Origin of the sequence: Rhodopseudomonas telluris, assembly GCF_042432815.1 — a bacterium.
Taxonomy (GTDB): Bacteria; Pseudomonadota; Alphaproteobacteria; order Rhizobiales; family Xanthobacteraceae; genus Rhodopseudomonas; species Rhodopseudomonas telluris.
This window is the reverse complement of sequence record NZ_JBHLWM010000008.1, coordinates 207416-220611: the sequence shown is the minus strand read 5'-3', so window position 1 is coordinate 220611 and position 13196 is coordinate 207416. Positions and strand designations below refer to the sequence as shown.

Here is a 13196-nt window from a genome sequence, read left to right as displayed (position 1 = left end):
TGATAAGTAGCGTTACGCAACCGATAGATTCTCCGTCTTGCTGGGTCCATGTCGTGGAAAACAATACGCGGTCGAGACTAAGCCACTTCAAAGGGGAGCAGACGCTTCCGCTGATCGACGCGACGATTGGCGCCGCGCTTGACGATGCTGCGGAACGCTTCGGCGACAACATTGCGCTCGTCGTTCGACATCAGCAGGTGCGGTGGAGCTACCGTGATCTGAAGCGCCAGGTCGATAAGTTCGCCGCCGGCCTGTGGCAGGCCGGGCTTCGGCCGGGCGACCGTATTGGAATATGGGCACCGAATTGCGTCGAGTGGACGGTGACTCAATACGCTTCGGCGAAAATCGGCCTAATCCTGGTCAATCTCAATCCGGCCTATCGGACTGCGGAAATCAAATACGCTCTGGTCAAAGTCGGCTGCAAGGCGCTGGTGTTTGCGGAATCGTTCAAAACCAGCCGCTATCTGGACACGCTTCGAGGCCTCATCCCGGAGATCGGCGGGTGCCGGTCTGGCGATCTTCATTCGGCAGAAGTCCCGGACCTTCGACTTCTGATTTGTACGGCATCCGAGCGGCATGACGGAGTCGTCCGTTTCCAAGATGTCGTCGCGGATGGTTCACGGGCAATCAACGACGGCTTCAGCTGGCCCAGAGGCCTCAAGTCCGCCGACCCAATCAACATTCAGTATACGAGCGGCACCACCGGTGCACCGAAGGCGGCGACACTCAGTCATCACGGCTTGCTCAATAGCGCATGGTTCACGGGGCACATTTGCGGCACGTCAGAGCGCGACGCGATCTGCGTGCCGCTGCCTTTGTTCCACATATTCGGGATGCTAACCGGTAATCTGCTCGCGATGCTGCGGGGCGCGAAGATTGTTCACCCAGGCGACGCATTCGATGCGGACGCCGTGTTGGACGCGGTGGAAGCGGAACGGTGCACGTCTTTGTATGGCACGCCGACGATGTTCGTCTCCGAGTTGGCCAGGCTCGAAGAACGCGCCCGCGATCTGTCGTCACTTCGCACGGGGATCATCGCCGGCGCCGTGGTTCCGATGGAGCTTCTGCGCCGGGTGATGGCCGAGATGAACATGACGGGCGTTGTAAATGGATACGGCATGACCGAAACCAGTTCAGCTGTCATGGTCACGTCGCCGACCGACACGCCAGAACGACGTGTTACGACAGTCGGACGCGTCGTGCCGCACGTCGAGGCGAAGATCGTCGATCCGACAGGATCGACTGTTCAAATCGGTGAGCCCGGGGAAATTCTCGTTCGAGGTTACTCGACGATGCTGGGATACTGGGGCGATCCCGTAACGACATCTCAAACGATCAATTCGGAAGGTTGGTTGCGAACAGGCGACCTCGGCATGTTCGACGGAGATGGTTACGGAAGGATCGTCGGGCGCCTCAAGGACATGGTTATCAGGGGCGGCGAGAACATCTCCTGCGGGGAGATTGAAGAATTTCTGATGCGACATCCGGCCGTGGAAAGCGCCTGCGTCGTCGGGGTGCCAGACGACAAATACGGCGAGGAACTCTGCGCGTGCCTCATGCTAAAGGCGGGTTCTCACACAGACGATCGAGACGTGCGGGAATTCTGCAAGGGCAAGATCTCCCACTACAAGATTCCCAGATATCTCCGCTTCGTCGACACTTTTCCTCTGACGACAAGCGGCAAGGTCCAGAAATTCCTTCTGGCTAAATCCTCGGCTCAATCGCTCGGCTTGATCAAAGCCGATGAGTAAAGCGCCCGCGGAATCTCACCTTATCTTCCCGACGCTGAGGTGATGTCGGACATGAACACCGGGTCGCTTTGGTCGCTTTTGAGATGGCCAGCCCGCGTGGCGCGAATTCAGAATGTCCGCTCGTATTTCAAATCATCAAATGGGAACGGACAATGAACCTTGGAGCGTTGGTAGCTGGAAAACATGTGATGGTTACGGGCGCCTCCAGTGGATTGGGTGAACACTTCGCCCGGCTGCTCGCTCGACATGAAGCGATTGTCTCCATCGCGGCGCGCCGCAAAGATCGACTCGCAGTGCTTGCCGCAGAGCTCAGGGCCCTGGGTTCCCCTGCCGTCTACGAAGTCATGCTCGACGTCGCGGACGAGAGTTCGGTATCTCGGGCCCTCTCGCACATCGAAAGCGGAGAGGTGCCCCCGCTCGACATCCTCGTCAACAACGCAGGCGTTGCCAACTCGCAACCTGCGATCGCTGTCGCCACTGCGGATTTTGATCGCATCATCGATACCAACTTGCGCGGCGCGTGGTTGTTGTCAAACGCGGCGGCACAGGCGTGGCTCTCCGAAAGGCGTCCGGGGGCGATCGTGAATATCGCGTCTGTACTTGGTCTTCATCCCGGGAACGGAGTAGCTCCCTATTCGATCTCCAAGGCGGGCCTGATCCAGATGACGAAGCTGCTCGCTCTGGAATGGGCTCGCTACGGCATTCGCGTCAACGCTCTGTGCCCTGGCTACGTCGGGACGGACATGAATGCCGAGTTCTTTGCGAGTGAAGCCGGTCGAAGGATGATTGACCGAATTCCAATGCGTCGCTTGGGGGATCCTTGCGATCTCGACGGCGCATTCCTGCTTCTTGCTTCTGATGCCTCCGCGTGGATGACCGGAACGACGCTGGCCGTGGACGGAGGCCATCTCGTGTCTCCATTGTAGTCCGCCCGGAGGACTGCGGGTCATGCTCTCAGGCACAACGTCATCGCCTCCCAGGCACGACGTCATCGCCCGGCTTGACCGGGCGACCCAGTATTCCAGAGCGGATGCGACGAGGCGACGTCCCCGATCAGAAGCGCTCTGGGATACTGGATCCCCGCTTTCGCGGGGATGACGGCGGTGGGCGGTGTGATTATCGCGTACCGAGCGAGCGACCGGCGAAGCCGCCCTCGCCTCACGCCACCTTCTTCACGTCCTTGATCTCGGAGAACACGATGCCTTCGGCGCGGTCGCGGGTGTAGCCGAGGTAGAACTCGTTCTTGGCCAGATACACCGGGTCGCCGTCGACGTCGTCGGCGATCGACGAGTTGTTGGCGGTGATGAAGCTGTCGAGCTTCTTGCGGTCCTCGGAAGAGATCCAGCGCGCGAGCTGGAATTCGGAGACTTCGAAATCGACCGGCAGCTGATACTCGGCTTCGAGCCGCGCCTTGAGCACGTCGAGCTGCAGCGGGCCGACGACGCCGACCAGCGCGGGCGCGCCGTCGCGCGGGCGGAACACCTGGACGACGCCCTCTTCGGACATCTGTTGCAGCGCTTCCTTCAGCTTCTTGGCCTTCATCGCGTCGCCGAGCCGGACGCGGCGGACGATTTCCGGCGCGAAGCTCGGCACGCCGACGAAGGTGACGTCCTCGCCCTCGGTCAGCGTATCGCCGATCCGCAGCGTGCCGTGATTGGGAATGCCGACGACGTCGCCGGCGAAGGCTTCGTCCGCCACCGAGCGGTCCTGCGCGAAGAAGAACTGCGGCGCCGACAGGCTCATGTTCTTGCCGGTTCGGACCAGCTTGGCCTTCATGCCGCGGGTCAGCTTGCCGGAGCAAAGCCTTGCGAAGGCAATGCGATCCCGATGATTGGGATCCATGTTCGCCTGAATCTTGAAGACGAAGGCGCTCATCTTCGGCTCGTCCGCCTCGACCTTGCGCAAATTCGAATCCTGGGCGCGCGGCGGCGGCGCGTAGCGGCCGAGTCCTTCCAGCAGGTCGCCGACGCCGAAATTGCGCAGCGCCGAGCCGAAATACACCGGCGTCAGATGGCCCTCGCGGAAGGCGTCGAGGTCGAACGGCTTGCAGGCCTCGGTGGCGAGCGCAAGCTCCTCCTTCACCGCGGCGACGTCGAGATTGGGGTTGCGCTTGCCGAGGTCGTCGATGTCGATCTGCTCGGCCGCACCGGTCTTGGCGCCGCCGCCTTCGAGCAGGCGAATGCCGCCGGTGAGCACGTCATAGGTGCCGAGGAAGTCGCGGCCGCGGCCGACCGGCCAGGTCATCGGCGTGGTGTCGAGCGCCAGCGTCTTCTCGATCTCGTCCAGGATGTCGAAGGTGTCGCGGCTCTCGCGATCCATCTTGTTGATGAAGGTGATGATCGGGATGTCGCGCAGCCGGCAGACCTCGAACAGCTTGCGCGTCCGTGCCTCGATGCCCTTGGCGGCGTCGATCACCATCACGGCGCTGTCGACCGCGGTCAGCGTCCGGTAGGTGTCCTCCGAGAAGTCCTCGTGGCCCGGCGTGTCGAGCAGGTTGAAGACGAGGTTGTCGAACTCGAAGGTCATCACCGAGGTGACCACCGAGATGCCGCGGTCGCGCTCGATCTTCATCCAGTCCGACCGGGTGTTGCGGCGCTCGCCCTTGGCCTTGACCTGACCGGCGAGATTGATCGCGCCGCCGAACAGCAGCAGCTTTTCGGTCAGCGTGGTCTTGCCGGCGTCAGGGTGGGAGATGATCGCAAAGGTGCGCCGCCGCGCCACTTCATGGGCGAGCGAAGACGGGGTCGAGGACGGCGCATCGGCCGGAACAGCGGTGTCGGACATACTCAGCCTGTGGCAGGGAAAGCCGGCGCAATCAAGGGCTTCCGGCGGGTCGCTGGGCCCGTGGTTGCACGGCGCGTCGGCGTGTCTCATATAAGGGTTCGAGGACGACCTCAAAATCACCTTTTCGGCCGGGACGACCCGTCCTCCTCGCAGAGCGCACCAAGCGCCGGCGCCATCCCGCTGGATGGCCTCACGAAATCCCCTCGATCGAGACTGCCGGAGCTGCGCAAGGGAGGCCTCAATGGCCTGGTTCTATCTGTTCGTCGCCGGCCTGATGGAAATCGGCTGGGCACTCGGCCTGAAATACACCGAAGGCTTCACCCGGCTGGTGCCGACGGCACTGACCGTCGCGGCGATGGTCGCCAGCATCACCCTGCTCGGCCTCGCCCTGAAGACGCTGCCGATCGGCACCGCCTATGCGATCTGGAGCGGCATCGGCGCGGTGGGAACCGCGGCGCTCGGCATCGCGCTGTTCGGCGATCCGGCAACGCTCGGCCGCCTCGCCTGCATCGGCCTGATCGTCGCCGGGATCATCGGGCTGAAGATGGTGGGCTGAATTTGATCAACTCGACGCCGTCATCCTGAGGCGCCCACTGCGCCGCGCTGTGCGCGGCTCGGTGGGCCTCGAAGGATGGGCCGCAAGCACCTTGGCCGCATCCTTCGAGGCGCGCTGCGCGCGCTCCTCAGGATGACGACTCACATCAACGCCCGACAGCCATGGCCTTCAGCAATCACAGCCAGCCGACGCGCTTGAAGCGATAATACAGAAACCCGCAGACGCTGGCGATGACGCCGAGCACGACGTAGTAGCCATACTCCCACTTCAGCTCCGGCATGTGCTCGAAGTTCATGCCGTAGATGCCGGCGATCGCGGTCGGGACCGCCAGGATAGCGGCCCAGGCGGTCAGTCGCCGCGCGATCTCGGTCTGCTGCGCCTGCCCGGCCATCATGCTGGCTTCGAACACGAACGCCAGGATCTGCAGCAACTGGTCGATGTCTTCCTCGGCGCGATTGACGTGATCAAGATCAAGGATGTCGCGGAACAGCGGCTTCAGCGGCGCATCCAGCGTGATCAGATCGGCATGCTCGAGCCGCTTGCAGACGTCGACCATCGGCCCGACCGCCCGCTTCAGCTTGAGCAGTTCGCGCCGCAGCCGATACAGGCCGTCCATCTGACCGAGATGCGAGCGGCGCAGCACCTCCTCCTCGAGACTGTCGACCTCGCTTTGAATCCGGTCGATCACCGGGCGGTAGTTGTCGACGATGAAATCGAGGATGGCATAGAGGATGTAGTCCTCGCCCTCGGCGAACCAGTTCGGGCTGGCTTCGCAGCGCGACCGAACGACGTTGTAGGACGACGACGCGCCGTGTCGGACCGACACGACGTAGCCTTTGCCGACGAAGATATGCGTCTCGCCGAACGCGATCTGCCCGTCCTCCATCTGCGCGGTGCGGGCGACCACGAAGAAGGCGTCGTCGTATTGCTCGACCTTCGGCGGCTGCCGGGCGTTCGTGGCGTCCTCGATCGCCAGCGGGTGCAGATGGAGCTGCCTGGCCACCCGCGCCAGCAGGTCCTGGCTGGGGTCGTGCAGCCCGATCCAGACGATATGGCCGTCCTTACGGGCCCACTCGCCCGCCTGTTCGATGGTGATGTCGGCCACCAACTGGCCGTGCGCGTAGGCACTGGCCGCGACCACGCCGGGTTCGCAGGGTGGCGCATGCGGCTTCGGCGGCGGCGCATCGATGCTGCGCAATCTTAGCTGCTTCAGCATCAAGGGCCGCACTTTCCTCAGCGATTGGATACCTTTGACAAGCGCGAGGACGTCGGCAGGTTCCGCCGCTGGCGGCGAGTGGCGGCGCGGTCAGAACGACGGTAGCAGCTTGGTCGCCCAATAGGCGGCGGCGGCAACCAACGCCGACGCCGGGATGGTGATCACCCAAGCATAGACGATCGAGCTCGCCACGTTCCAGCGCACCGCCGACATTCGCCGCGCCGCACCGACGCCGACAATGGCGCCCGTGATGGTGTGGGTGGTCGACACCGGCACGCCAAGGAAGGTCGCCATGAACAGCGTCGCGGCGCCGCCGGTCTCGGCGCAGAAGCCCTGCATCGGGGTCAGCTTGGTGATGCGCAACCCCATGGTGCGGACGATCCGCCAGCCGCCCATCAGGGTGCCGAGCGCCATCGCCGACTGGCAGGAAATCACCACCCAGAACGGCACCGAGAATTCGCTGCCGAGATAGCCCTGCGAGTAGAGCAGCACGGCGATGATGCCCATCGTCTTCTGCGCGTCGTTGCCGCCATGGCCGAGCGAATACAGCGAGGCCGAGGCGAACTGCAGGATGCGGAAGGCGCGGTCAACCGCAAACGGCGTCGAGCGCACCGACGCCCACGACACGATCGCCACCAGCACCAGCGCCAGCACGAAGCCGACCAGCGGCGACAGCACGATCGCCAGCAGCGCCTTGGAGACGCCGCTCCACACCGCGGCCGACAGTCCGGCCTTGGCCAGACCGGCGCCGAGCAATCCGCCGATCAGCGCGTGCGACGAGCTCGAGGGAATCCCGAGCGCCCAGGTGACGATGTTCCAGACGATGGCACCGACCAGGGCGGCGAAGATCACCGCGGAATCGATCACACTGGGCTCGATGATGCCGGTGCCGATGGTGTTGGCGACGTGCAGGCCGAACACCAGGAAGGCGACGAAGTTGAAGAATGCCGCCCAGAACACCGCGTAGTGCGGCCGCAACACGCGGGTGGAGACGATGGTGGCGATCGAATTGGCCGCGTCGTGCAGGCCGTTCAGGAAGTCGAACAGCAGCGCGACGGCGATCAATCCGACCAGAATGGGCAGCCCGATCGAAGCGTCCACGGCCCTGCCCTAGACCTGTTCGATGACGATGGAATTGATCTCGTTGGCGACGTCGTCGAACCGGTCGGCGACCTTCTCGAGATGGTCGTAGATCTCGGCGCCGACGATGTAGTCCATGGTGTTTGCGTTGCGATGCTTGAGGAACAGTTCCTTGAGCCCGATATCGTGCAGATCGTCGACGCGGCCTTCGAGCTTGGTGATTTCCTCGGTCATGGCCGTCAGCATCTGCAAATTCGGCCCGATCGACTTCATCAGCGGCAGCGCCTTGCCGACCAGATTGGCGCTCTCGACCAGCAGCGTCCCGATCTCGCGCATCGGCGGCTCGAATTCGCGAACCTCGAACAGGATCACCGCCTTGGCGGTCTGCTGCATCTGGTCGATGGCGTCGTCCATCGAGGTGATCAGGTTCTTGATGTCGACGCGGTCGAACGGGGTGATGAAGGTGCGGCGCACCGCGGTCAGCACCTCACGGGTGATGGCGTCGGCCTCGGCCTCGAAATGGCTGACCCGCTGGCAATGCACCGGCGTTTCGTCGCCTCCCCGCAACATGTCCTGCAGCGCATGAGCGCCCTGGACCACGGTTTCGGTATGCCGGGCGAACAGGTCGAAGAACCTCTCCTCCTTCGGCAGAAAGGCTCGAAAGTATCGCAGCATTGGAAGCTATCCGCTTGACGGGACTGGTCCGGGCGTCGGACGCGTCACAGGGGCGTCATAAAACATTTCAAGCGTTCTCAGGCAACCGCCCATTCGCAACAGCAGGACCGGCGGCCGTTGGGTTCCGGCGGACACAAAGGGCGGCATTCCTGTCCGGCAAGAACGTGGCGACATCCGCCGCCTCCCGTCATCCACAGAAACGGTCGCCGGCTGCACTTGCATCGCAAGCCTCAGCGATCCCGGCGCGCGGTCCGGCGAATCACCTGGGCACTTTGCGGATTCGCCGGGTGTCCCGCTCACAGCACGAGCGGTATCGGAGGAAAGAGTAGCTGGTCCCCGCTGCAACGCCGCGGAAAATTGTGAGGACAGGCCCGCTCGCCTATCGGCCGTTCGCGTAGGACGAGTTCTGCTCTGGCTACTACGACTTAGCAGGAGTTGCTGAGCCGGAGTGAGAACTCCGCACCCGCGTCTGCGCTGAGCGTCGCGTATTGAATTCGTAAACGAACTGTTAGACTCGCGCGAACCTGTCACTTCCAACCGCGGCGCATGTTCACCGCAGAATTGGGCGGCCATGATTCAACGCGCACTGGGTGTCATCGCCGGAGTCGACCGCAAGACCCTGTCGACCTGCCCGGCCTCCGACAAACTCTGGGCGGCGCATCTCGGCGCATCGCTCTGCCTGTCCTTCATTGTCGTGGTCGGCGTGTCGTTTCACGCCACCGGCTACATGATCGCGAACGTCTGGACGCGGCTGCTGGTCTCCGGCGTCATCGGCCTCACGGTGCTGATGTTCGACCGCGCGCTGTGCCAGTCCGACTGGTTCTATCAAGGCACGCTCTGGAATACCGCGCCGATTCAGTCGAGCAGCGAGGCCAGGCAGACCGCGTGGCGCTTCGTGCGCGTTGGTATCAGGCTATTGATGTCGTTCGGCCTGGCCTGGGTGATCGCGATGTTCCTGGAGCTTGCGATCTTCTCGGGGACCATCAATGAGAAGATCGAGGCCGACCGGATCGCCGCCAATCAGCCGATCTACGCCAAGATCGCCCAATACGAAGCCGGGCTGAATGCCGAGGCCGCGCGCCGGCAGGCTGGCATCGATGCGCTGGAAGCGCTGCATCGGGACGCCCTCACCGAAGTACCGCCGCTCGAACCCGCGCTGCAGAGCCGCACCGACGATATCGATCAGCAGATCAAGGCGCTGGTCGCGCGCGAAGCGGACGTGCGCGCCGACATCGCCCAGATCGACCGCACCATCCAGCGCTACATCGCCGACATGAACGCCGAGGAGTTCGGCCTGAAGGCGGCGCCCGGCAATTCCGGCCGGCCCGGCGCCGGCCCGCGTTACGAATTCGCCCGCAAGCAGAAGGAAGCCTTCATCGCCCAGCGCGCGGCGCGCGAGTCCGAAATCATCCAGCTGCACCAAAAGCGCGACGACCTCCGCACCACCCAAGCCAAAATCGCCGGTGAGGCAATGGTGGTGCGCGATCAGGAGCGGCTCGCCATCAAGGCCAAGGCCGACGCGCTGCAGGCGCGGATCGACGCGGCGCGCGCCGACCTGAAGCAGTTCGAGGCCTCGAAGGCTGCAGATATTGCTGACTTCCGGCAGAAGGCGCTCGCGGAGTCCTACTATCAGGACAAGAAGGACCGGATCGATCCGCTGACTCGGATCGCCGCCTATCAGGAACTGAAGAACGATCCCAAGGACGGCGTCACCATGACGCTGTTCTCGTGGATGACGCGATTGTTCATTATCTTCCTGGAAATCGTTCCAGTAGTTGCGAAAATCTTCTTCTCGCCGCCCAGCGTCTACGCCGCCAAGATCCAGGCCCAGGTCGAACGCGCACGACAGCGGATCGAGAACAACGAAGATCTCGACGACGACAAGCCTGCTCCAAGCCCTCCTGCACCGGCAATTGCCGCCATTACGCTTCCTGCCATGAGCCTCGGCGCAGTGACGATGAAGCAGCCGGCGCAACCGGCGCCGGATCCTCGCTCAGCACCTCCCTCGCGCGTACCGGCCGAAGCTCACCGCCGCGGCGTGGCGTGGCGTGACGATGGCTGGCAGGACGAGGCGCGCGACGCTTACGGCGAACGCCGCATTGACGAGTCCTACCCGCAGCGTGGCTATGGAGGCCGCGATCCCCGACGCGACCCACGGCGCAGCCACGAGGATCGCGACCGCCGCGCGGCCATGCATCACGAATTCGACCACCGACATGACCGTGATTTCGATCGCCGAAATCCGGAACGCCGGGACTATGCGCGCCGCCAGGACGCCCGCTATGAGCCGTCCCGCTACGACGCCCCTCCCCGCTACGAGCCGGCGCAGTTTCGCAATGCCCGGTTTGCAGCCGAAGACTATGCCGTCGATGAAGCCGTGTCGGATCATAACGAACCGGAGTTCGTCCCCGGCGAGCTCGACGTTCGCAACCTGATCATGCCGAAGCGCGGCGCGGCGCGGCGGGAGCCAACCGCCCGCGACGCGGAAGTGCGTGAAACCTTCGGCGTCCGGAAGGCCGCTCCGACGGCCAAGCCAATCCCGGCGGAGCCCCTGCCCGTACCAACAGCGACCGTCCCGGCCTCCATCAAAGATGCGGAGGTGAACGAGCTGGTCCACGAGGTGTTCACCGCCGCCGAGGTGCCCCCGGCAGCCGAGCTGTCTGCGATGCCAGCGCACGCGCCATTGATTCGAAGCGACGAAGTTCCGGCCGATAGTCCCCCGACTCGGACAGGCGCATACGAGCCGGCTCCGTTCCTCGAACCGGCGCCCCTGGCCGCGCCAATGAGCACCGATCAAGCGGTCCCCACGTCGGCCGTCCAGACCGACGAAACGGATGCCAAGCCAGCCCGATCAGAGGTCGATCGAGCCAGTGGTCCGGAACTTATCGTTCAACCGGCAGCTTCGGCAGCCGTTGTAGAACAGCAGATACCAGTGGCCGAGGCTCGTCCCGATGCCGCGTCCGATGCGCCGACCGTCAGTCAGGCTCCGAAATACAGCGCCGACGTCGAAAAGCTGATGAGCGAGGCCGTCGAACTGTCCAAGGTCAAGAAGAAGCCACCGCGCGTCCGGCGCGAAGCCGCCGCGGTCACCCAGCAGGCCACTGAGGCGGAGCTTCCACTCGAACCGACGCCCCAATACGGCCCGTTCCCAAAGGCGTAAGCAGCAGTCGCCCCCTCAACGAAAAACCGCCGCGCAGGGCCCTGCGCGGCGGTTTTTTCTGGACCGTTGTCGCCAACCGGGACGACCCGCTTACAGCGACCGCTTGAAGTAGTGCCCGATCTCGCCGACGATGCCGCGGCGGAAGGTCAGCACGCAGGCGACGAAGATCACGCCCTGGATGACGGTGACCCACTGGCCGAAGCCGGCGAGATATTGCTGCATGGCGATGATCACGAAGGCACCGACCACCGGCCCGAAGATGGTGCCGAGTCCGCCGACCAGCGTCATCAGCACGATTTCACCGGACATCGACCAGTGCACGTCGGTGAGCGAGGCGTTCTGCGCCACGAACACCTTCAGCGCGCCGGCGAAGCCCGCCAGCGTGCCGGACAGGATGAACGCCAGCAGCTTGTACTGGTCGGTTTTATAGCCGAGCGAGATCGCGCGCGGCTCGTTCTCGCGGATCGCCTTGAGCACCTCGCCGAACGGTGAGTTAATGGCGCGGTAAATGATCAGGAAGCCGAGCAGGAAGCCGGCCAGCACCACGAAATATAGCGTCGTGGCGTTCTGCAGATCGATCACGCCGAACATCTTGCCTTGCGGGATCCCCTGGATGCCGTCTTCACCATGGGTGAACGGCGCCTGCAGATAGATGAAGTAAAGCAGCTGCGACAGCGCCAACGTGATCATCGCGAAATAGATGCCCTGGCGGCGGATCGCGATCAGCCCGGTGATGATCGCGAGCCCGAACGCCCCGGCGGTGCCGACCACGATCGCAAGTTCCGGCGCCAGATCCCATACCTTGAGCGCATGGGCGGTGACGTAGCCAGCAGTGCCGAGGAACATCGCGTGGCCGAACGACAGCAGGCCGCCATAGCCGATCAGCAGGTTGAAGGCGCAGGCGAGCAGCGCGAAGCACAGCCCCTGCATCACGAAAAACGGATACACGCCGGTGAACGGCACGATCACCAGCACCAGCGTCATCAGGCCCAGGGCGATCATCTCATCGCGCACCGGGCGGCGGGTGGTGGCGGGAACGGAATTCTGCGTAATCGTCGTCATGTCAGGTTGCCCGTCCCGTCAGGCCCGAGGGTTTGACCAGCAGCACCAGCACCATCAGCACGAACACCACGGTGTTGGAGGCCTCGGGGTAGAAATATTTGGTCAGGCCTTCGATCACGCCCAGAGCGAAGCCGGTGATGATCGAGCCCATGATCGAACCCATGCCGCCGATCACCACCACCGCGAACACCACGATGATGAGGTCGGCGCCCATCAGCGGCCGGACCTGATTGATAGGCGCCGACAGCACACCGGCCAGCGCGGCCAAGCCGACGCCGAGGCCATACGTCAGCGTGATCATCCGCGGCACGTTGATGCCGAAGGCGCGCACAAGCGTCGGGTTCTCCGTGGCGGCCCGCAGATAGGCGCCGAGTTGGGTCCGCTCGATCAGGTACCAAGTCAGCAGGCAGATCACGAGCGAGAACACGACCACCCAGCCGCGATAGATCGGCAGGAACATGAATCCGAGATTGACGCCGCCGCGAAGCTCGTCGGGGATCGCATAAGGCAGTCCCGACGAGCCGAAATAATTCTGGAACAGGCCCTGAATGATCAAAGCAACGCCGAACGTCAGCAGCAGGCCGTAGAGATGATCAAGCCCGGACAACCATTGTAGCAGCGTCCGCTCCATCAACATGCCGAACGCGCCGACGATCAGCGGCGCCAGGATCAGCGCCCACCAGTAGCCGATCCCGAACAGGTTCAGCAGGAAATAGGCGCAGAACGCGCCCATCATATAAAGGGCGCCGTGGGCGAAGTTGATGATGTTGAGCATGCCGAAGATCACGGCGAGGCCGAGACTCAGCAGCGCGTAGAACGAGCCGTTGATCAGCCCGACCAGAAGCTGCGCCAACAGGGCCTGGATATTGATCGACATAGGTTTTCCAGCTCTCAGCGAGAAGTCACGTCAGC

The 13196-nt window shown here is 63.5% G+C and carries 10 protein-coding genes; 4 read left to right on the top strand and 6 right to left on the bottom strand.

Annotated elements, in window-relative coordinates; genetic code table 11:
* Positions 1–53: 53 nt before the first annotated feature.
* Both ACFFJ6_RS18675 and ACFFJ6_RS18670 read left to right on the top strand, forming a co-directional pair.
* Positions 54–1751: an AMP-binding protein gene (locus ACFFJ6_RS18675; protein ID WP_378390574.1), complete on the top strand. Its 1698-nt coding sequence runs from the start codon at positions 54–56 to the stop codon at positions 1749–1751.
* A 152-nt stretch (positions 1752–1903) separates the two neighbouring features.
* Positions 1904–2677 carry an SDR family NAD(P)-dependent oxidoreductase gene (locus ACFFJ6_RS18670; protein ID WP_378390572.1) on the top strand — a complete coding sequence of 258 codons (774 nt, stop codon included), beginning with the start codon at positions 1904–1906 and terminating at the stop codon, positions 2675–2677.
* A 232-nt stretch (positions 2678–2909) separates the two neighbouring features.
* Here the strand turns inward: ACFFJ6_RS18670 and ACFFJ6_RS18665 are convergent, their stop codons facing one another.
* Positions 2910–4535: a peptide chain release factor 3 gene (locus ACFFJ6_RS18665; protein ID WP_378390570.1), complete on the bottom strand. Its 1626-nt coding sequence runs from the start codon at positions 4533–4535 to the stop codon at positions 2910–2912.
* Between the two features lie 241 nt (positions 4536–4776).
* On the opposite strand from ACFFJ6_RS18665, the gene sugE reads away from it, so the two are divergent.
* Complete coding sequence (gene sugE / locus ACFFJ6_RS18660) at positions 4777–5091, top strand: quaternary ammonium compound efflux SMR transporter SugE (RefSeq protein ID WP_378390568.1); 315 nt, start codon at positions 4777–4779, stop codon at positions 5089–5091.
* Positions 5092–5266: 175 nt separating this feature from the next.
* Here sugE and corA read toward each other — a convergent pair whose 3' ends face one another.
* From corA to ACFFJ6_RS18645, 3 genes are all read right to left on the bottom strand, one after another.
* Positions 5267–6307, bottom strand: a complete 1041-nt coding sequence (corA, locus tag ACFFJ6_RS18655) for a magnesium/cobalt transporter CorA (RefSeq protein WP_378392199.1) — start codon at positions 6305–6307, stop codon at positions 5267–5269.
* A 90-nt stretch (positions 6308–6397) separates the two neighbouring features.
* Complete coding sequence (locus tag ACFFJ6_RS18650) at positions 6398–7408, bottom strand: inorganic phosphate transporter (protein WP_378390566.1); 1011 nt, start codon at positions 7406–7408, stop codon at positions 6398–6400.
* A 9-nt stretch (positions 7409–7417) separates the two neighbouring features.
* Positions 7418–8062, bottom strand: coding sequence for a DUF47 domain-containing protein (locus ACFFJ6_RS18645; protein WP_378390564.1), 645 nt, complete (start codon positions 8060–8062; stop codon positions 7418–7420).
* A gap of 571 nt (positions 8063–8633) precedes the next feature.
* Between ACFFJ6_RS18645 and ACFFJ6_RS18640 the strand changes: the two genes are divergently transcribed.
* Positions 8634–11222, top strand: a complete 2589-nt coding sequence (locus ACFFJ6_RS18640) for a DUF4407 domain-containing protein (protein WP_378390562.1) — start codon at positions 8634–8636, stop codon at positions 11220–11222.
* A 90-nt stretch (positions 11223–11312) separates the two neighbouring features.
* Here ACFFJ6_RS18640 and ACFFJ6_RS18635 read toward each other — a convergent pair whose 3' ends face one another.
* Positions 11313–12284: a branched-chain amino acid ABC transporter permease gene (locus ACFFJ6_RS18635; protein ID WP_378390560.1), complete on the bottom strand. Its 972-nt coding sequence runs from the start codon at positions 12282–12284 to the stop codon at positions 11313–11315.
* Between the two features lies 1 nt (position 12285).
* Positions 12286–13149: a branched-chain amino acid ABC transporter permease gene (locus tag ACFFJ6_RS18630; protein ID WP_378392197.1), complete on the bottom strand. Its 864-nt coding sequence runs from the start codon at positions 13147–13149 to the stop codon at positions 12286–12288.
* Positions 13150–13196: the final 47 nt, after the last annotated feature.